Annotated in this window: 14 protein-coding genes; 4 read left to right on the plus strand and 10 right to left on the minus strand. The window is 58.2% G+C overall.

Annotation, left to right across the window (positions count from 1 at the left end):
- Nucleotides 1–915: 915 nt before the first annotated feature.
- The 6 genes from LB569_RS04985 to LB569_RS05010 form a co-directional block, all read right to left on the minus strand.
- Entirely contained in the window at nucleotides 916–2,007 is a 1,092-nt protein-coding gene (locus LB569_RS04985) for a hypothetical protein (protein WP_224691340.1), read from the minus strand.
- A gap of 331 nt (nucleotides 2,008–2,338) precedes the next feature.
- Nucleotides 2,339–2,674, minus strand: a complete 336-nt coding sequence (locus LB569_RS04990) for a hypothetical protein (RefSeq protein ID WP_224691341.1) — start codon at nucleotides 2,672–2,674, stop codon at nucleotides 2,339–2,341.
- Nucleotides 2,668–3,261, minus strand: coding sequence for a hypothetical protein (locus LB569_RS04995; RefSeq protein ID WP_224691342.1), 594 nt, complete (start codon nucleotides 3,259–3,261; stop codon nucleotides 2,668–2,670). The genes LB569_RS04990 and LB569_RS04995 overlap by 7 nt, the downstream gene beginning before the upstream one ends.
- A 46-nt stretch (nucleotides 3,262–3,307) precedes the next feature.
- Complete coding sequence (locus LB569_RS05000) at nucleotides 3,308–7,099, minus strand: hypothetical protein (protein ID WP_224691343.1); 3,792 nt, start codon at nucleotides 7,097–7,099, stop codon at nucleotides 3,308–3,310.
- A 90-nt stretch (nucleotides 7,100–7,189) separates the two neighbouring features.
- Complete coding sequence (locus LB569_RS05005; RefSeq protein ID WP_224691344.1) at nucleotides 7,190–8,212, minus strand: hypothetical protein; 1,023 nt, start codon at nucleotides 8,210–8,212, stop codon at nucleotides 7,190–7,192.
- Nucleotides 8,213–8,343: 131 nt separating this feature from the next.
- Entirely contained in the window at nucleotides 8,344–9,198 is an 855-nt protein-coding gene (locus LB569_RS05010) for a hypothetical protein (RefSeq protein ID WP_224691345.1), read from the minus strand.
- An 82-nt stretch (nucleotides 9,199–9,280) separates the two neighbouring features.
- On the opposite strand from LB569_RS05010, the gene LB569_RS05015 reads away from it, so the two are divergent.
- A complete protein-coding gene (locus LB569_RS05015; RefSeq protein WP_224691346.1) occupies nucleotides 9,281–10,213 on the plus strand; it encodes an HNH endonuclease in 933 nt (310 codons plus the stop codon).
- Between the two features lie 235 nt (nucleotides 10,214–10,448).
- On the opposite strand, the gene LB569_RS05020 is transcribed toward LB569_RS05015, so the two are convergent.
- Entirely contained in the window at nucleotides 10,449–10,697 is a 249-nt protein-coding gene (locus LB569_RS05020; RefSeq protein ID WP_224691347.1) for a conjugal transfer protein TraD, read from the minus strand.
- Between the two features lies 1 nt (nucleotide 10,698).
- Nucleotides 10,699–11,025, minus strand: a complete 327-nt coding sequence (locus LB569_RS05025) for a conjugal transfer protein TraD (protein ID WP_224691348.1) — start codon at nucleotides 11,023–11,025, stop codon at nucleotides 10,699–10,701.
- A 172-nt stretch (nucleotides 11,026–11,197) separates the two neighbouring features.
- Here LB569_RS05025 and traA point away from each other — a divergent pair, with 172 nt between their 5' ends.
- Both traA and LB569_RS05035 read left to right on the plus strand, forming a co-directional pair.
- On the plus strand, nucleotides 11,198–14,245 hold the full coding sequence (traA, locus tag LB569_RS05030) for a Ti-type conjugative transfer relaxase TraA (protein ID WP_224691349.1): 3,048 nt from the start codon (nucleotides 11,198–11,200) through the stop codon (nucleotides 14,243–14,245).
- Nucleotides 14,246–14,371: 126 nt separating this feature from the next.
- A complete protein-coding gene (locus tag LB569_RS05035) occupies nucleotides 14,372–14,587 on the plus strand; it encodes a helix-turn-helix transcriptional regulator (RefSeq protein WP_224691350.1) in 216 nt (71 codons plus the stop codon).
- A 151-nt stretch (nucleotides 14,588–14,738) separates the two neighbouring features.
- On the opposite strand, the gene LB569_RS05040 is transcribed toward LB569_RS05035, so the two are convergent.
- Together LB569_RS05040 and LB569_RS05045 are read right to left on the minus strand one after the other, a co-directional pair.
- Complete coding sequence (locus tag LB569_RS05040) at nucleotides 14,739–15,749, minus strand: DNA methyltransferase (RefSeq protein WP_224691351.1); 1,011 nt, start codon at nucleotides 15,747–15,749, stop codon at nucleotides 14,739–14,741.
- Nucleotides 15,670–16,512 (minus strand): DNA methyltransferase, encoded by an 843-nt coding sequence (locus LB569_RS05045; RefSeq protein WP_224691352.1) that lies wholly within the window; start codon nucleotides 16,510–16,512, stop codon nucleotides 15,670–15,672. Before LB569_RS05045 ends, LB569_RS05040 begins: the two co-directional genes overlap by 80 nt.
- A gap of 361 nt (nucleotides 16,513–16,873) precedes the next feature.
- On the opposite strand from LB569_RS05045, the gene LB569_RS05050 reads away from it, so the two are divergent.
- On the plus strand, nucleotides 16,874–19,870 hold the full coding sequence (locus LB569_RS05050; protein WP_224691353.1) for a TrlF family AAA-like ATPase: 2,997 nt from the start codon (nucleotides 16,874–16,876) through the stop codon (nucleotides 19,868–19,870).
- The last annotated feature ends 47 nt before the right edge of the window (nucleotides 19,871–19,917 follow it).

Below are 19,917 nucleotides of genomic sequence, written 5' to 3' on the forward strand. Positions count from 1 at the left end.
GCCCCATTTAAGTGCAGCCTCAGCCTTTGCTGTGAAACCGCACGCCACAATCCATGATCGTATAGTCGATCTCCTAAACAGCAATAAACCGGCCCGACAAACCGCTGATATACTTAATCATTTATGGACTGTTGCCATGGGCAACTTATATTAGCCAGACGACATGAAGCCAAGATGCTCGGATTTCTTTCCTGGTTCTGGCCAAACATCGAGTTCACACCTACACCTGCCCAGGTGGAGAAGGCCGTCGGGCATGCGTTTAGGTATCTGTGTGACGCCCGCACGGTGATGACGCGTGCGGAGTTCACAGCCTACGTGCGGAGAACGTGGAGCAGCTTGGCGGTCGAGCCTTCACCCTCGACATTGGAATCTTATCGTTGAGGCGGCTACCGTTGACTAGATCCGCCCCCGATCGGCACGCCCCAAGAGTCGCCGCTTGGCGGCCCCACAACGCCCAGGTAGAGACGCGCTGGAGTGGCGGCGGGCCTTTTCGGCACTGGCAATCACCGCCCGCATTTAACATAATGGATATTATGAGAAGCTAAGTAATTGAGATGAATATATAAATTGGTTCCATAACTAAAATTCTGCCGCTTTTGGCGTGTCGACTGGGGTTAGCTTTTCGAACTTTCTGCGTTGAGCCTGCAGCTGAGTTTTGCGCGCGGATAAAAAATGGGCGGTTTGGATCCGCAGTGTTGCGACTTTGATCGAAGCTCATATCTGGGCGTTCGAGGCGGAATGCCGCTACATCGCAATACCCACTATTGAACGGGCATTCTTTTCCTATCGCCGGCATGCCGTGTGATGGCAATTGAGACCGAGCCCCACAAGGTGAAAATCTCAATTGGTGGAATAATTGGCGGGGTAGATCGAAGCAATTACGGGGTGCCGTGCGCAAACAAGCACAAGACGGTATTATTGTTGCGGCGTCGAACGCCAGAAAAGTTCATATGCGTCAGCCCGCAAGGCATCATCCACAATGCCTTTCTTGTCCATGAACGCAATGACGAGATCGACCTGCTCCTTTGAGTTTCGGGGCAGTTTGTACACTTCATCAAGCTGCGGTTGCGTCAGGTATTTCGGCAAGTGGTCATGGGGATCTGGCGGCACTTTCCAGTTGCGCAGCCAGTTGCCGGTCATCGCTTTCCAAAACATGCGCTGGTCCGCAACAACCTTCCGCTCGTTAAGGGCATCGTAGTCGCGCAAGGCAATCAGTGTGTCGGCTTCAAGTTCCCTCTTCATCCATCCATTGAACGCTGCCATGCGAGCTCTGTAGTCGAGGAACACCTCGCGCAGATCGATATGTTCGGATGCAGCCTCGATATAGCTTTTGATGGCGGGAAGGTTGGCGCTGAAGCCATCGGCGTAGGCTTCTACGATGCGTTCCACTTCGTCCTTATTTAAGGTGAAAGTCGCATTGATATTGCCCTCAATAAGCCATCCGGGTGCTAGCGCGTGGAGGTGGTAAAGGATCACGCGAAGGCCAATCACGAACTCATGCAAGCCGTCCGATCCAAAAGACTCCGCACGTTTGGAATTGTAGTCCGGAAGCGGGTGTAGCTTATGAACCCGGCGCCCATGATCGACCAGTGAAGCCGCCGCGTTTGCGGTCGCAAACAATTCCTTCTGAATCCGGCGCTCGGTCCTGCCCGATTCATCCTCCCCGCCGGGCCGGAAATAACTCGACTCCTTCGACAGGGCGGCATTTTCGAAAACGTCGATGGCGACCAATAAATCCTGGAGAGATTGTTCCATGATGGCGAGGCTTACAAGGTAAGAGTTTCGCCGCTCTGCAAGCGGATACCCGGCATGGTCCCGCAGAATGACACTCATATGCCGGCTGTTCATTTCGATAAGGGCTTGTGCCAGTTCTTCCGGCAGCGGCACGTCGCTCGCAGCCACAGCTTGCCGAATACGCTCGCGGTGCTGCGCTTCACGCTCTTCCTGCTTTTGCAGAAGTGCAAACACTTGCTCGCGCGAGAGCTGCAGTCGACCTGTTGTTGTCATTTGATCTAACTCCCGAAGAGGGACCGCAGTGACGAGAATGTCTTCCCAGGGCAAGGCGCCAAACCCGCCTCTGCCTAACTTTTCCCGGCAGTTGCCGATTTCTGACGGTTCCCTGAAAGCCGGATTCCAAGCGCATTTAGGCGAATTTCGCGCCTTTGCATTATGCTGACAAAATCTGTCACTGCCTTGATCTATATACTGGTCATCAACACCCGAAGTGTCCGATTGTGATTTTGCCCGGTATATGCGCGCTGTCACGCGCTTTTGGGAGTTTGCCGACAAGGAGCCAGGCGCTGTGGTCGACGTGCCGTATTGAAGGCGGCGTTAGAGGTTAGCTGGCTGCCGCTTGGGCAAAATAGGCTGTGAGCTGGCCGGGTATCGCGTCATAGCTTCCGGTCTTTTCGATATGACGGTCGAGGGCGGCAAATGGCTCCGATTTCTGCCGGGCAATCCTGAAAGCTTCATGGGTTCGCTTGTCGACGTAAGTCACATCGGCATAGGCTGCGAGGCCGGCTAGATAGCGGTCAGTCAGTTCGCCGCCATCCCATTCGCGTGTGTCGGGATGAAAGCGCCGCATGGCATTATAGATAATGCCCGAGGGCAATCGGTCCTCCCTTACTCCCGCAACCAGTTCCGGCCATGGCAGGTTTAATTGCGCGTTCAGCACTTCCAGTTTCTTCCGAAAAACCGCCATATCGCCAAGGTCGGCGAGAGTTGTGTCAGGGCCGATATCCGATAGCCCAAATCCCCAGGCTTGCAGAATCCGAAGTCCCGGGTTGTCGGGGCGGACAATTTCCGCGCCGATGCGTATGACGTCTTCCATGAAAGCGCGCGTTGTAAGGTCTGCGTCGGGAATGCGCTTGTCGCCGCGTTGCCTGATATCTGCGGCGAGGCCGCGATGCAGGCGCTGAAGCTGCCGCAGCATATCGTCCGGTGCGTGCATCCGATCGTTGAGGAGGTCAACGTCTTTGCACTGGCGTTGCCGGCGAAGTCGGATTTCGAAATTGCCACCACCTCACCGGTGCGCTTTTCGCTGTGCATAAAGCTCTCGCGCAGGAGCGTCCAGCTTTCGAGAAACGGCCTGACAAGCTCCGCGCCGCTGGTGAGGCGAAACATGTTTTTCGCCGCTTCTTCGCGCACGGCGGCCGCGTTTGCCGCCGGGTTTTGGAATGCGGCCGCAATTTCGAAGGATTGCACGCTGGCGGCCGAGCCGACAACATCTTCATTCTCAAACGAGGCGATGGAGGCGACCAAGGGTATTGATCGAAGACACGAGACACGTTGCGCGGCCATGGGCTCGTCACTCGAACCGACTGCTTTCCGCCCGGTCTTCTTGCAACTCCCTGCGTCGCTCGGTTTCTGCCGCGGCGGCCAGTTTCGTGCGCGCTTCTTGGTGGGCGGCGAGGAGGGTCGGCTGGGTGCCGATGTCCAGGCGGTCAAGCAGGTGAAACCGCATCTCGTATTCGGTAGCCAATGATCCTTCGAAGCTTGTGGGCCAAAGGTTCTCAATGATTGTTTTGAGGACCGCAACCGGATCGGGTGCGCGTTCCAGCAGCGCTTTGGCGATCGGCCGCCACGCAAGCGACGATTTATCGCCGGGCTGTTCAAAAAGGAGCGCTACGGCAGCTGCAAACGGATAGCGCAAGTCAGGATCGGCAGCACACCACGCCAGAATCACATCATCCGGAACAGCGCTGACAGGGTTAGGATGGTGGTGCATGGTATCGTGAATAACGCCGATGCTCTTGTTGCGGTCCCGTTCGGTGCCTGCGACCATCTCATCCAATGTTGTTGTCGGTTGTGTCATAAAGAGGGCTTGAAGAAGGTCGTCCTGCTCCCAGGAATAAACCTCGTATTTCTCGATAGCTGTCTTTAGATCGCGCCAGATTTTCCGGGCGATGGGCACGCCCTCTGGTCCCCTCAAAGAATTTCTGGCGACGACCCCTAGCGTGTAATCCTTGCGGTCCGCCTGTTCGGAGCGTCGCTCAAAAATGTGCCGGCCAAGAAGTACGCGCCCGGCTTCGAGTGTTTCGGGCAATGGCGCCCGTCTCTCGTTGCCGTCCGAATGCAGCCGCATCAAAAGGATTTCGAGGGCAATAGCATCACCCCCAGGTCTGGCGCCAATGGCGAGCAGCAGGTCGCGGAATGCCGGGCCGGGTATGGGATCACATACGCGCCCGCCAACCAACCCGAAGAAATCGTGGACGGTGGCCTTGCCAAGCTCCAGCGCGCGGCGAAGGCGACCGGCGCCGGCCTCGTCTATCGGGACGCTGGTCTGAAGATCCACCAACCATCTGCCGAGCGTTGCATCGTCGACAGCCTCATCAAGAAGATCCTGTATTTCTTTGGGGTTCTTCGTCTGAAGTCCATTCAGGAAGCCGCGAAGAAGTTGCAGGTTCGGCTTTTCGGTTGCTGCTACCTGCGCTGCCAAAGCCTTCCACATGACCAGCGGTTCATCCGCACCCAGGGCGAGTCCTCGGCCAAACTCAAAAAGCCGCCCATGCCCCGCAATGAGTTCGGGGAGGAGGACCTTAAATGTGTTCTGTTCGGCGGCGACCTCTTTTCCAAATTCGACAATAGCAACGTCGACACGCCTCAACCGCTCGACAATGTCTACTTCCTCATCATCGTCCAGGTCCTCAAGGGTGCCACCCCTGTCACCGAGGACGATCCCCCGCACATTATCCATCACGTTCTTCGGCTTAAGAAATTCCTCCAGCTCAACAAGGCGGCGCAGGGACTCAGGCGGCAGTGCTTTTCCTGCATATTGCCGTGTATGCCGGACCGCGATCCATCCGTCGCGCCAGAAACCACTGCCGGCTATTGCTTTGAAAATGCGCTCCAACGCATCGAGCCGGCCGCCACGCACCCAGAGTCCCCGGAACCGCTGGGCGATGGCCTCTCGAATGCGCGCCGTAACCGGAGTGTTTCCTGTAGCCCAAGGTTCCGCGGCGTTCAGCACGTCCTCAAACCAGGCGCCAACGCTCGCTCCGTTTTTAGGGTGGTAGCCATAGTCCCGCGAGCGCGCGCCAAACTCAAAGGTGGAATAGGGGCTAAGGTGCTCCGCCGCCATCATCGCTTTGAGTGCCTTGATGCCAATATGCTGCTCGGCAGGCTTACCCGACTTCAGGAGGCCATCCACCACTTTGAGCCGCATTGCCAGAGGCGCGTGCGTTCCGGAATAGGCGACATAGAAGAGCGGCGCGGTGGCTTTGGCAGCCTCTCCGTCTTTCTCTTCATCGATGCTTGCGAACCTGTACAGCAGCGCAACGGCGCGCTCGAACAACGCGGCATCGTAGGCGAGCGCGTTCAGCACGCGTATAAAATGCGTGGCTCCCAGCAATGTATCATCGTCAGCCTCTAAGAATGCGTTCTCAAGTGCGGCGAGAGTCACCTCGGGCTGGATCGGCGCGATATTGTCAAATAGCGCCCGGCCGGATGGGCTCAGCTTCGACACGTCTGAAAGAAACCCTCCTGGCCCCAACCAACCGCGCGCGATGGCTTGCGCTTCCTTGCTGCCGTTGAGATAGCCAAGACGCCGGGAAAAGGACCGCAACAGGCGTTCCGATGGCCCATGCACGATATCGGTTTCGATCATGGAATAGGGGATATTCTGGAGCGCGAGGGCCGCCAGCCGATTGGCGATAGCATGCGGCAAGATTGCTCGCCACTCCGCACGCGCTTGTAGAAGGTCGCGCCGTTTCAATTCGGCAGCGGCGTGAAATACATCCCGCGCGGTTTTTCCCACGAGCGCGCCGAGTACCGGCAATTCTGCGTTGTCGCCTGTCAGGGCTTCACCCTCGAACGAATAAACCAGCGCGCAGGCTTCGGCGATCTGTTGCAGCCCCGCGTCATGCCCGTGGCGTTGCTGGAAAAGCCGCTTGAACAGGTCCGTATCCGTAAGGCCGGCAAGCGTTTCGCTTTTCCCTACGGTGCCGGCCAGCGCCAATGCTATTCGCGCGTTGCCACCGGAAAACTCGGCAATCCTGCGTGCATCGATTTGCGATAGCCCTGGCACCCGCCGCAATACCAAATTTTCAATCAAGGGCAGTGAAGACGTTTCCAGCGCGAAGACATCGGTGCCTTCCGGCTGATCGTCCCGGATGTCGTATTCAATGGTAATGGCGCTGACCGTTGACCCCGAAGCACGCACCACATCCGACAAATGCTTGTGCGTTTCCGGCGGGCAATTATCGATTATCAGGATTGCCGGCGTTCCGGCCGCGATGAGGTCGGAAGCAAGGCCCCTGGGCTGGGGGGCAGGCCCATCCGCTATATCCGCGTAAACGGCGAGCGAAGGGTCCAGTGCACCCGTGCCTACTGTGTTGTCAAACAAGGCTTCGACCAGCCGCGTTTTGCCAACGCCCGAAAGGCCAACGAGGCGCACCACCTGCCCGGGGTTCCGAAGGGCATCGCGGATGCGGTTGATGCCGTCAACGGCGGACAACCCGTCACCATCTTCGCTCTGGCCCGTCTTGATGCGTGCCTTGTCGTCAAGAAGATAGCTGTTCTCGGCATCGGGAGGTGCGAAAGACCAGTCGCCGTAAGATCTCCAACCAGCAATGGATTTTCCGATCCGATGGCGAACCCAAGGGATCAAACCGGGGTGGTCGCGCACCCAGGTTGCTATACGGTTGCGGTCGTAGAAGTCGAGATGCAGTTTTGAAGCGTTTTTAATGTCCTTGACGGTCTCGGCCATCGCCTTTCGGCGATTGGTCAAGGCAAAATCGGCCGTCGAACCACTTGAACTGATGATGATGTAGGATCCGTCTTCGGCGGCCAAATCCTCTATGACCGGCCGCAGGACGCCTTTGGGCTTCATCTCTTTCGGAATTTCCCCGGCAGGCATATCCGGCTTTTTTACCTGAAAGCCGGTTGCTGCCCTCGGAATAAAGCCCTCTATTTTGGTTCCCGCAGGCAGCGCGACACGCACATCAAGCCCGCCATCCTTGGCGGTTTGATCACCGCCCCAGGTTGCGGCGGAAACAGGAAGACCTGCGCGCCGCAAAGTTGCCTCGCAAAGAAGCCCAATCAGGCTCCGCAAGTCCCTATCGTTTAATGCCGCTATGTCGTCACTGGTGATTTCAAACATCAAATGAAGTTAGAGCTGGACTTGTTTCCACGTCAAATGACGGCGGCAAATCCAATAGAACTGTCCACAACTGGCTGTGCCAACGCTGAACTACGCCCCCAATTCTCCATTGTGGATGTATTGCGGATCAAAGTCTGCCAGGGCGGCAAGCGGGTCGATTGGATTACCCCAGATTTTTTGTCGTTCATCCGGTGGCAGGCCCCAGAAAGTGGTCAAGCCGGCGCGATTTGCGAAATGGGGCCAAAGGGCTTCGTTCGACAGGATGCGATTCAACGCCATTCGCGCGATGTACTCAATGATCGCTTCCTTTCGAAGCAACTCAAGCCGCTTTTCCCGCTCGAACGGCTCGAGAAGCCGGTCCTCGTGGAGGTGTTCAACCTCGCTGCGGGTTTCGTAGATTTCTCCCATCAGAGTGTGATGGCGAGGCCCGATGAACAGTTCAGTCCGGCTCTTGAATTGCTTTGCGCCGTTTCCGGGGCTCGACAAAATCAATCCGTCGACACACCGGGCATACTGATGAAGGCGGTGAAGCAAATCCTGTTCGGGCCGGGTGGAAACATAGAGATGTGAGACCCGAAAGAGGCGCCAGTGGCTGGCACCACTGGCGATCCCGCCAAGCTTGTCGAGCTGTATTGCAAGGCTTGCGGCATGGCGAAGTTCGGTTTGCGAGACCTCCGGGTAACCCCGAAAATTGCAGGCCGTGGGTGACTCCAAATCCTGCGCTTGCCGCACGTCAATTTCATTGTCCTCACGTGATCCCGTGAGGATTACCGGTTTGTGCGCCGTTGCAAACCGACTAGTGAGCAGAAGGCTGTTATAAAAACGGCCGACTTTCGCCTGAAGCGCCTGGTTCTCTCCATCAAGCACGCCAGGCTGCTTTGATTTGAGCTTGCTGAGAATAAAGAGGTCGCAATCTTCGACTTCCTCCGCACGGATGCTGCCCAGCCATTCGCGCCAATGCACCGGCATCTTGAAGGCGGTTCGCGTGACGACAGCAAGCCCTGGTGAAATTTGCTCATCGGCAAACCCTGCTTCGTCGCCTTTGATGTTGAGGCCAAGCAGAGCGTATTTTTCGTCGGCGTCGATCCAGTTCGGGGTGTTCTTTTCGGTCATGGATAAGGTCGGTCATGGATGAGGAATGTGTTTTGATCCCTCGAAGGAATAGCACAAAGAGTGAACAAATCCAGCCTTCTTAGCGTAGCGCAACATACCCAGCTTATGGCGTTGGCTGTACCGTGAGGTCGTCATGAAGCTCCATTGAGAAGTTGCGTCGGTTGCAGTGGCCAGGTCGTCATGGCCGCGTGCGCGGCGGCCGCGTGGGCGAAGAGCCGAGGGTTCGCGATGAATTGCGTCACGCCAGCAAATTCGCCCGGCGTGTAGTTGCGTTCACGCACGAAGCCGAGAAGATGCACCCGCTCGCGCATCTCGGCAGCGCCACGCAGATTTGTAGCTGTGTTGAATACACCCGAGATAGGCCGGTTCTCCCAGAACATACGGTAAGGTGCCGTCACAGATTCAGCTCCCAGACCGATATGGAGCCGGTCGGCCGCGTCGCCGCCATTCATGAACGTCCGGAAATCGACCAGCAGAACATTATAGGTGCCATCTGGAATAGGAAATTTATGCGGACGGCCATCCGCGTCAGCCTTTTGACAAATCCGCTCGACAGCCTTGAGTGTCTCACCTTCGACGGATTGTTTGGGGTCGTCAGCGTCACTGTGCAGAATGCGACTGCTCGAAGGTACGCCATCAGTCCCAACACGTGATCCTGTCGCCTCCTTGACGGCTTTTGTCTCCCCGAGCCGCAACAGTTCCACACGCCAGCCTTGCCCGCCTGAATGGAAGCCGAAGTCGACGGTGGACCGTGCCTCGCCCGGAACCTCGTATCTCGGCGCTATACCCGCCTGATGCAAGGCATAGGCAAACCGCAGTTCGAAGAGCCGATCCTTGTTGGCGTGCACAATACCGCCATTCTCGCGGATGCCCGCGATCAAGGGCGCGGCCCAGGCTATTCCGTTCAGCTCACCAATGACGCGCTGCGCAGATTCCGCCTCGTCTTGCGATAGAATGTCCCAGAAGTTGTCCGTTGCAGTTTGCATGCTCAACTATACCATGAAGGGAAAGCAGATACGCAAAGACCAAATGGGCAGTAGCTTTTGAACGCATGATGTTGAGACGGCTATGTCGTATGGGCCAACCAGGATTCCCACGAAGGGAGCATGCATCTATTGCGGCAAAACGGGAGAAGCGCTCACCGATGAGCACTTCCTTCCATTGGCCTTGGGCGGCCAACATATCCTTGAGGATGCAAGCTGCCTTGCTTGCGCGGACATAACGAAGAAATTCGAGCAGGACGTTGCCCGTGACATGTGGGGCGACGCCCGTATCAGCTACGACGCCCCAAGCCGAAGAAAGAAGGCGCGCCCCACGCATATCAGGCTGCGCGATCCCGACAATCCGAACCGGCAGGTGAGGGTCGCGTATCGGGACTATCCGGCGCCGCTCATTTTTTACAAGATGAACAGGGCCGGATTTTTAGAAGGCCTACCTGAGACCACCGACATTTCCGGTGCGTGGCAGTTCTCCGCAGTGATGGACGATAAGAAAGCGGATGACTTTGAACGGAAGTTTGACATCAAGCTCACCGCGAAGTTCAGGCACGTTCCTGACAGCTTCGGGCGACTGCTGGCGAAGATCGGCTATGGGCAGATTTTATGCAACCTGAACCCTGATGATTTTCGCCCCATCTGTCTGCCGTACATTTTGGGCCTCAAGAAGAACCTCTCTTATATCGTCGGTGGAAGTTTCGACATTCCTCCACCAAACGAGGGGCAGGGATACATTCTTCGTACACTCGCTTTCGGTGACCTGAACAGGACGATTTTGCTGGCAGAGATACGCTTGTACGCGAATAATCACACGCCAATTTATCACGTCATGGTTGGAGATGCGGTTGGTGAGGCCGCGACTTCCGCAATTTGGGAGAAGCTCGGTGATGTCCCAGCATCTCCAATGTCGTTGCTCCATTCAACACCTGACGACAGATCCAAGCCGCCCCACTGGATACCTCACGCCTGGCCGCTGCCGGGTCAGACCATAGGGCGATATTTTTAGTTAGAGCGGTCATCCTGCTGCGCAGGACCGGGCACTAGACGCAAGCGCTTGAAGCCGCTTCGCGTCTCCGCCCTTCGGTGACGATCCCTTGTCCAAGGCGGGGGTGACAGGGCTCCGCCCTCGCACCCCATTCTGACCTCCCTCGGCTTCGGCTCGCTCGCTGCGAACGGGGCGGTTCCCCCTGACGATTTTCTTGTTGCTCCCCCTAAGAGGCCGCGGCGTAGCGCAACCGCCGCTAAGTTCGCTGATCCTTTCCCTCTTCATGCCGTTCCGCATCGAAAGCCTGCTTTCCCTTCGCGGCCCATAGATCCCTCGCATGCTGGCCTTCATGGCTCTGGAGCTTGGCGGCCATCCAGAGCAGTGCGCCGTAGATGATGGCGCGATCGTCATTGGTCAGTTCAACGATACTCGCCTTGACGACGAGACCGCCGAGTTCGATCAGATGTCGGGTGCGCTTGCGGCGCTCGACCTGCCACGTGCGCATGTCATTGCGAGCCAGAGCCGCTCGCCGGCGATTGTGTGCTGCCTGGTTGCGTTGGAGCGCCGCGAAGGTTGCCGTGAGATGCCGGAGCAGTTCGCCGGGGCCGGCTCGCGAAAAACGTCACCCCACGCTTGGCCCATGCCTCACGCTTTGCGCTGTCTTTCGTTTCAGCGATGGCGACCAGCGCCCCGGCCAGTTCGTCGGTGCTGAGTTGATCGGCGCCGGTAGCGATCACCAGTTCACCGAGTTGCTGTACCTTTCGTGTTTTGAGCTCTCGCGTCTTTTCTTCCAGCGCGCTGAGTTCGGCATCAAAGTCACGTGGTTTGCGCATGACTGTCTCCATCGATTGTCGATGCGCCGATGATAGGCGAGCGTCCGCCGGACGGCTTCAGGGTTGCCGAGACAGCCCGGGACGGGCTGGTCCATCCCGAGATTTTTTCGAGGGAGGGCGCGCTTATACGTCGTGCCGACGTGGGCTTTGACGTGCAAATGATCCTGTCGCGATGGCGATCTATCATCTTCACGTCAAGGTCATTGGCCGCAAGGCAGGCTCAAGCGCTGTCGCGTCCGCCGCCTACCGCTCGGCTTCGCGGTTGCGCGACGAGCGCATTGATCGTGTGCAGGACTTTTCTAGCAAACGCGGCGTCGTCCATTCCGAGGTGATGCTGCCGGAGGATGCACCGGAGGCTTGGCGCGACCGCGAAAGGCTGTGGAACGATGTCGAGGCGTTCGAGGTGCGCAAGGATGCGCAACTGGCCCGCGAGGTCGAGTTTGCACTCCCGCGTGAACTCAGCCAGGCGCAAGGCATCGAGTTGTCGCGCGACTTCGTGCAAGCCGAGTTTGTCAGCAAGGGCATGGTCGCCGACCTCAATGTGCATTGGGACAGGGCAGAGGATGGCAGTCCAAAGCCTCATGCCCATGTCATGCTCACCATGCGGTCAGTGGACGAGCACGGTTTCGGGGCGAAGGTTCGCGACTGGAACCAAACCGAGCTGGTCGAGCGCTGGCGCGAGCGCTGGGCGGAGCTCGCCAATGAGCGGCTTGCCGAACTCGACATCGACGCGCGCATCGATCATCGCAGTCTGGAAGCGCAGGGCATTTCACTGGAGCCGCAGACCCAGATTGGCGCGCCGGCAAAACGCATTGAGGACGGTGGCCTCGACGCTGCCGGCATCGAAGCCGATCGCACCGAGCTGCACCGCGAGATCGCGCGCAACAATGGAGCGCGTATCATTGCCGATCCATCCGTGGCGCTGGATGCCATGACGCATCAGCAATCGACCTTCACCAGAAAAGACCTTGCGAAGTTCTCGCATCGGCACAGCGACGGAATCGAGCAGTTCAATAAGGTCATAGGTGCGATCGGCAACGCACCCGATCTGGTCGAACTCGGCAAGGACGGACGCGGCGAAGACCGGTTCACCACGCGGCAGATGATCGAGACCGAACAGCGCCTGCATCGCGCGGCGGAACGCATGGGTGGGACGGAGCGTCATGCGGTGAGTGACGTGGTTCGCGTGGCAGCTCTGGCGCGGGCTGCGCAACGCGGGCTTGTCCTGTCAGGCGAGCAGACCGATGCGCTCGCGCATATTACCGATGGTCGCGGTCTTGGTGTCGTTGTCGGGTTTGCCGGCACTGGCAAGAGCGCCATGCTGGGTGTTGCGCGCCAGGCATGGGCAGCCGCGGGCTACGAGGTTCGAGGCGCCGCACTCTCCGGTATTGCGGCCGAGAATCTTGAAAGCGGATCAGGAATTGTCACACGCACCATTGCCAGCTTGGAACATGGTTGGGGGCAGGGCCGCGATCTTCTCACCGCGCGTGATGTCCTGGTGATCGATGAAGCCGGCATGATCGGCACGCGCCAGTTGGAGCGCGTGCTCTCCCATGCGGTGGACGTCGGCGCAAAGGTTGTGCTGGTCGGCGATCCGCAGCAGCTGCAGGCGATTGAAGCCGGCGCTGCATTCCGCTCGATTCACGAGCGTAATGGTGGCGTCGAGATCGGCCAGGTACGCCGCCAGCGCGAGGACTGGCAACGCGATGCCACGCGCGATCTGGCAACCGGCAAGATCGGCGCCGCGATCAGCGCCTACGACGCGCAAGGCATGGTGCATCCGGCCGCGACACGCGACGAAGCGCGAGCTGAACTCGTCCAGCGCTGGGATCGCGACAGGCAGGCGCATCCACAGGCAAGCCAGATCATCCTCACCCACACGAACGACGAGGTGCGCGCGCTCAACCAGGTCGCGCGCGAGCGCATGCGCGTAGCCGGCGATCTCGGCCAAGATGTTCAGGTGGATGTGGAACGCGGTGCGAGAAACTTCGCCAGCGGCGACCGTGTCATGTTCCTGCGCAACGAGCGCGGCCTTGGCGTCAAAAACGGCACGCTCGGTGTGATCGAAGAGGTCAGCTCACAAAGTATGGCCGTTCGCACCGATGACGGCCGATCGGTGCGCTTCGATCTGAAAGACTATGCCCACATCGACCACGGCTATGCGGCGACCATTCACAAGGCGCAGGGTATGACGGTTGACCGGACCCATGTCCTGGCGACGCCCGGCATGGACGCACATGGCAGCTACGTTGCCCTGTCGCGACATCGAGACGGGATGGACCTGCATTACGGCGGCGACGACTTTGCGACACGAGATCGGCTCGTTCGCACGCTGTCGCGCGACCGCGCGAAAGATATGGCGTCGGACTACGAGCAGATCGACCCGGCGCAGAGCTATGCCGAGCGGCGCGGCATCAGCTTCCGCGAGCGTGTGGTCGAGATCGTGCGCCGGATCGTTCCGGAGAAGCTTCGCGACAGGATCGGCGGGCTACTCGACGGATTGCGCTTGCCCGCCGACGCCGAGCCCGGTCAGGAGCGTGGGCGCCGTCCGGGAAGGGAGAATGTTGGCGCGCAGATCGGAGATGGCGGTCCCTCGCCTGGAAGAGATGCTTCGGTCAGGGGAGCGCAGCGCGAAACGAATGTGCAGGTTGACCCGGAAGCGGCGTTGCGACGCGCTCGCACGCAGGCGCTTGTGCGTCACGCCCGTGCGATCGATGCGATCCACAGCGCTGGACATCGTGACGGCCAGGGCAGTCCCGAGCAGATGCGCGAATTGAGGGATGCCCGCAGCGCGTTCGAGAAGGTTCGGCCGCATGGCTGGCGCGATGCCGAAGCAGCCTACTTCAAGAACCCCGAGCTTGTCCGTGAAGCGGGTGCGGGCCGCGTCAACCGCGTCGTGCTTGCTCTCCAGCTTGAAACCGAAATCCGCACGGGACTAGACAACGATCCGGTCCGCCGGGCAGATCGTTTCGTGGAACGCTGGCAAAAACTCGATCGAACGAGCCAGGGCCAATACCAAGCCGGCGACATGTCCGGCTACAGGTCAACACGCTCGGCTATGTCCGACATGGCTAAGAGCCTCGAGCGCGACCCGCAGCTGGAATCGCTACTCGCCAATCACAAGAAGGCGCTTGGCATCCAGGTCGAGTCCGGCCGTCGCCTCGCTGCGGAACTCGCATTCAGCCATGGCATCGGCAGAGGGCGGGGAATCGGTATCTGAACCCTCCGATTTGCCGCCGTTTCCACGCCACAGTCGGGTCGAGTGAAAAGTCTGGTTGCGTCCAGCATTGGTGAGCCCTGTTGTCCCAGCAGATACCGGCAACGACCAGTGAGAAGCAGGCGAGCTATGTCCGAGCCAGATCGTATCATACGCCTCAGAACCGTCCTTGACCGGACCGGCTTGTCCCGCTCAACCCTCTATCGCAAGATCGCCGAAGGCACGTTCCCGGCTCAGCTGAAAATCAGCGTCAACGGGGCTGGCTGGCGTGAAACCGATATCAATCGATGGATCGCCGATCCTGTGTCTTGGCACGCCGGAGCGGCACGAAAAAACGGCGACTAATGGTGGGCGAATGGCACGTTGCTGCCACCTATGGGGCAAGGTTAATGACTCCTCAAGGTTTGCGTCAACAAGATCCACGCGCCCAAGCTCGGCAAAAAAAGCAAATAGAGGAACCGCGGGGCGCAAGCGCCAAGAACCCTCCGACGAGTAGCTATTTCGCCTTACGTCTGTCGGCCCGCGTTACCTCGATTGCTACGGGTCGGATTGAGCGGTTTCCCTTAACCTTCCCTTTGTCTTCGGCCCTTTGCTTCCCTTCGATAGGGAAAAGCATCTCCGTCTGACCTTCTATACGCTTTCGCCCACGCTTGCCCGGCCCCGGCGCTGGCATTGAGATAGCCTCAGGCGGGTCAAGCATACCGGGAAGATGCACCGGAACCGGCCGGAAGAGTTCTTCGACAGTGACAATTTGGATTTTCGGCACGCGCTTGGTCGGCGGCCCAAATTCGCCCTCCGAAGCGGCTTCGCGAAGCATAGGGCCGGTTGGCGGGTTGACGCAAACGAGGATGCCGATTTCCGCCTCTTCCCGCTTCACTACCGATTTGAGTTTGTGGATTGCATCGACGCCAACATTCAGTCCGCCTTTGACCGAGACTATGGCGCGACTGGCCCTCTCCATACCTATCCGATGATATCGGATAACGCCGTCAATGCCGCCATCAGCGCCGGGCCGGTCTTTGGGCAATCCGCCTAGTGTAAACACGGCCCACTTCTGGAATTCGAGCCAGTCGCGCGCGGCGAGCGCCTTCGCGTCTTCGGCGTCTTCGGGGCGGCCATACAGGGTATAGGCTTCCTTGATCTTGGGCCCGAAGGTCTTTTGGAGCCGTTCCTCGATGACGTGAATAGCGAGGTATGTGATGTCGATACCTATCCATCTGCGGCCAAGCTTTTCTGACGCTTCGATAGCCGTCCCACATCCGCAGAAAGGGTCAAGCACAATGTCACCGGGATTGGATGAAGCCGCTATTATCCTCTCAAGGAGAGCCAGCGGCTTTTGCGTAGGGTAGCCTAGGCGTTCCTTTGCGACATTGTTAAGCGGCGCGATATCCGTAATTACATCCAAAGCTGGTATGCCGGGGCTTTCATCAAGATGACCGCTTGAACATCGGGATTCCGTTGGCTTTTTTTGGCCAATACAGCCGACCTTGCTGGTCGAGTATTTCAAGCGCCTCTTGCGCAGGGATGGCGGCTAAGCCGACATACCCTGGAATCGCCCAATGTCGGCCCTTAGAAGTTGGGTCTATTCCACGCCATGGCAAGCCCGAAGACCCATTCCTCTGGCCAGCGGCGGTAAGGTCGGCGCGGTTGAATCGCCTCCCGGTCCCGGGTTCAATATTGTTATACCATGCGTCAATAGTTTCCTGAGGAATGGGCTGGAACGCTGGATTCCACGTAAATTTCTCGGACTTTGAGTAGAAATGAATCGTATCGTGCACAGGCGAATATCGCTTGGACGAACTGTGAGCGCTCGAACGTTTCCAGATTACTTCACTCCTGAAATTATTAGTACCGAATATGGCATCAAGAAATATCGTGAGGTAATGACTGGCAGTTGGGTCACAATGCAGATAGAGCGCTCCAGTTGATTTCAAAATGCGCTGCATCTCGATTAATCGTACCGTCATCATGGACAAGTAAGCCATCATGGTGCTGCCGGCGAACACCTTCTGGAACGCATCGAGCAGCGCGCCAGCTTCGAGATGCCGTTCGGCGGTCTCGTTCAAAGCGCGCTGTGCATCCAGTCCCCAGGTCCATGTATCCTCAAAAGCGTGAGATTGAGCTTTAGACGCGCCACCGCCCTTCGTGCCATACAGCACGTTATAATTGGCGTTCGAATTGAATGGGGGGTCGAGGTAGATTAGGTCAACAGATTGCGAGGGCATCGCCCGCAATACGTCAAGGTTATCGCCAAAATGAAGTTCATTCATAGCCTGACTCCCCGGCAACAGAGTTGCAGGCTGTGGTTAAATATTGGTGGAAGTTGAATTTATTAACGGAATCCTACTTCGGCAGGCATTGGATCGCACCGAAGGGCGTGACAGAAATGTAGCGTGATTCACGCTTCGTCTACTATATGAACGCTGCCCAACATATAAGGTCGTGGATAGAACGCTTTCTGCTGCTCGGGCGAGGCGTGAACCCTTCTTCGGCACTCATGGCGACTACCTAGGAATGGACGACCATATTGGCATTCTCGAAATACCCGCTGTAGTATTGGCGTGGGGGAAATGCGACTCTTGACGCCGCCGTCGCGGCTCTGCCCTCAAATTTATCGTTGAGGGCGTAAATATGGATGACAAGAAAAACCGACGCGGCTCGATCTGGCATCGCTGGGACCCCCATATCCACACGCCAGGCACCATTCTTGCCAACAATTTCGGCCACAATGCTTGGGAGCCATATCTGCAAGCGATCGAGCAGTCAGCGCCACGCATTCGTGCCCTCGGTGTCACGGACTACTACAGCTTCACGCTCTACGAGCGGGTGGTCGCTCACAAGAAGGCTGGGCGTCTGCAGGGTGTTGAGCTGATTTTTCCCAATGTCGAGATGCGCTTCGAGATGGGCACATCCTCTGACGGCGTCATCAACTTTCATCTCCTGGTTTGCCCCGACGAACCCGACCATCTAGAGAAACTGCAGAGCTTTATGCGGAAGATGACTTTCGAGGCGCACGGCGAAACCTACGCCTGCGACCGCGATGAACTAATCCGATTGGGCCGCGCCCATAAGCGAGATCCGAACCTAGCCCCGGAGGCCGCGCTGAGGGAGGGCGCCAATCAGTTCAAAGTCAGCCGTTCGAAACTCCGGGACGCGTTCGATAAGTCGGAGTGGGCTCAACGCAACATCTTAGTTGCGGTGGCGGCTGGCGAAGGCGACGGGACTGCGGGCTTGCAGGGCGACGCGTCGCTGGTGACGATGCGGAAGGAGATCGAGAAAGCGGCTCACTTCATTTTCGGTTCATCGCAAAAACTACGCGACTTCTGGCTCGGGCTTGGTGCTGCGACCCTTGAGCAGCTGATTCTGGGCTGGGGTGGCCGCAAACCGTGCTTGCACGGAAGCGATGCTCACGACTTGGGCAAGGTGGGTAAGCCGGACAACGACCTTTATACCTGGATTAAGGGCGATGTGACCTTTGAGAGCCTCCGGCAGGTCGTCCTCGAGCCCAACGCGCGTGTCTTTATCGGTCCGACGCATCCCATCGGGGCGCTATCGTCCGAAGTGATCGAGCGCGTCACCGTGACTAATGCGTCATGGTTTTCGAATGGGGCGATAGACCTCAACGCCGGGCTGGTTGCGATCATCGGCGCACGCGGATCGGGTAAGACAGCGCTCGCTGAGATCATCGCCGCGGGAGCCTATGCCGCCCGCCAATCCAAGGATGACGAGGCAAAGAAGTCATTCCTATACCGAGCCGCCAAGCTCCTCGGGTCCGAACGCGCCACGCTGAAATGGGCCCTTGGCGACGAGACCTACAACGACCTTCGGACCGTTGAGATGGAGGACGTTCTCGATGATTCCCGAGTACGCTATCTCTCCCAGCAATTCGTGGACCGGCTTTGCTCCGCTGAGGGTGTCACTGACGAACTGCTTACTGAGATCGAACGAGTCGTTTTCCATGCTCATCCCGAGGAAGACCGCATGGAGGCAGCCAACTTTGGCGAGCTGCTTTCGCTACGAGCCGAACGCTGGCGCGCCGAACGTCAACGCCAAGAATTAGTGATTGTCCAGACGTCCAACGAGATGAATGTTGAGCGTCAGCGCAAAGACGCGCTCGAAGGCTTGAAGAAGCAGCGCGACACAGGCCAAGCAACGTTGGAGAAGGACAAGAAGGACCGTCAAGCACTCGTAAGCAGTGGAAATGCGAGCACTAAGGCCGCATCCGAAACCCTCGCTGGGGTCGATGAGGCGGCGGTCGCCCGCAGGAACTTGATTCAAGCACAGCAGCGTCGCCGCCAGACCTTGCTTGCACTGCTTGATGCCGTCCGTTCCTGGAAGGAAAGCATCCTCCCCGGCATGTTACGCGACCTCAGGGATACCCACATTGAAGCTGGCTTGCCGGAAGCGGATTGGAAAACCTTCGAAGTCGACTTCAAGGGCGATCCCGCTGGTACGGTCAACGCAGCAATCAAGAAGCTCGAGACGACTACGGCTCAACTTCGCGGTCAGGCTCTTCCGCCACTTAACCCGGGTGCTGATCTGACGATGTCCCGGCTGGCCGAGGGTGTTGCCCTTGACCAGCAAACGCTCGGCCACCTCGACGCGGAGGTTGCCCGGCTGACTCAAGTCGTTGGTATCGCGACGGAGAACGCCCGAACCTACAGCAGGCTTACGGAGAAGATTACCCAAGGCGAAGCCAACCTCAACAAGCTCCGCCGTTCGATAGAACTGGCCGAGGCGGCTGATGACAGGATCAAGATCCTCGCGACGCAGCGCACGGAAAACTACAAGAAGGCAGTCGCAGCGATCATTGGTGAGGCCAACGAACTCGCAAGCCTATACGAACCGCTTGGTCAACAGATCGCTGGCCAACCCGGCGCCCTTGGCAAGCTGACTTTCAATGTTCGCCGTACCGTAGACGTGGAGGGGTGGGCGGCGCGCGGCGAGAAGCTGCTCGACGCCCGCAAGACCGGCCCATTTCAAGGCAAGGGTTCCCTGTTAAAGGCCGTCCAGACCAAGTTGCTGGCGATTTGGGAATCTGGCAGCGCCAACGACATCGCATCGGCGCTCGCAAAGTTCAGAACCGACCATGACCGTGATTTCGTTGCCGAAGCTTTGGAGGACCGCTCCAATCTGGAGCGATACCGCGCATGGGCGTCAGAGCTCTCCGCTTGGCTCTACAGCCTCGACCACATCCGCATTCGCTATAGCGTTCAATACGACGGCGTGGAGATCGAACAGCTTTCACCTGGTACTCGCGGCATTGTCCTGCTTCTGCTGTATCTGTCCATTGATCGGAACGATGATCGACCGCTCGTGATCGATCAGCCGGAGGAGAATCTTGATCCGAAGTCGGTGTACGACGAACTCGTCGAGCGCTTCCGCGAGACGAAGCTTCGCCGCCAGATTATAGTGGTGACGCACAATGCAAATCTCGTCGTGAACACCGACGCGGATCAGGTGATTGTTGCAAAGGCCGGGTACCACCAGCCGGGTGCCTTACCGGCGATGACCTACGTCGCGGGCGGTCTCGAAAACCCTGAAATTCGGAAAGAAGTATGCGAAATCCTCGAGGGTGGAGAACTCGCTTTCCTTGACCGGGCCAAACGGCTTCGTCTCCGCCTATAGAGGACTTAACTTCGTTTGACCCAAACTTACCTTCCCCCGCCTCGTTC

Origin of the sequence: Mesorhizobium sp. BH1-1-4, from assembly GCF_020165665.1 — a bacterium.
In the GTDB taxonomy this organism is placed as follows: Bacteria; Pseudomonadota; Alphaproteobacteria; order Rhizobiales; family Rhizobiaceae; genus Mesorhizobium.

Excerpts from the sequence above, each read along its gene's own strand:
- LB569_RS04985 (WP_224691340.1), bottom strand. The coding sequence starts at position 2,007 with ATGACAACAACAGGTCGACTGCAGCTCTCGCGCGAGCAAGTGTTTGCA.
- LB569_RS05000 (WP_224691343.1), bottom strand. The coding sequence starts at position 7,099 with ATGTTTGAAATCACCAGTGACGACATAGCGGCATTAAACGATAGGGAC.
- LB569_RS05005 (WP_224691344.1), bottom strand. The coding sequence starts at position 8,212 with ATGACCGAAAAGAACACCCCGAACTGGATCGACGCCGACGAAAAATAC.
- LB569_RS05010 (WP_224691345.1), bottom strand. The coding sequence starts at position 9,198 with ATGCAAACTGCAACGGACAACTTCTGGGACATTCTATCGCAAGACGAG.
- LB569_RS05015 (WP_224691346.1), top strand. The coding sequence starts at position 9,281 with ATGTCGTATGGGCCAACCAGGATTCCCACGAAGGGAGCATGCATCTAT.
- LB569_RS05020 (WP_224691347.1), bottom strand. The coding sequence starts at position 10,697 with ATGCGCACGTGGCAGGTCGAGCGCCGCAAGCGCACCCGACATCTGATC.
- LB569_RS05025 (WP_224691348.1), bottom strand. The coding sequence starts at position 11,025 with ATGCGCAAACCACGTGACTTTGATGCCGAACTCAGCGCGCTGGAAGAA.
- traA (WP_224691349.1), top strand. The coding sequence starts at position 11,198 with ATGGCGATCTATCATCTTCACGTCAAGGTCATTGGCCGCAAGGCAGGC.
- LB569_RS05035 (WP_224691350.1), top strand. The coding sequence starts at position 14,372 with ATGTCCGAGCCAGATCGTATCATACGCCTCAGAACCGTCCTTGACCGG.
- LB569_RS05045 (WP_224691352.1), bottom strand. The coding sequence starts at position 16,512 with ATGAATGAACTTCATTTTGGCGATAACCTTGACGTATTGCGGGCGATG.
- LB569_RS05050 (WP_224691353.1), top strand. The coding sequence starts at position 16,874 with ATGGATGACAAGAAAAACCGACGCGGCTCGATCTGGCATCGCTGGGAC.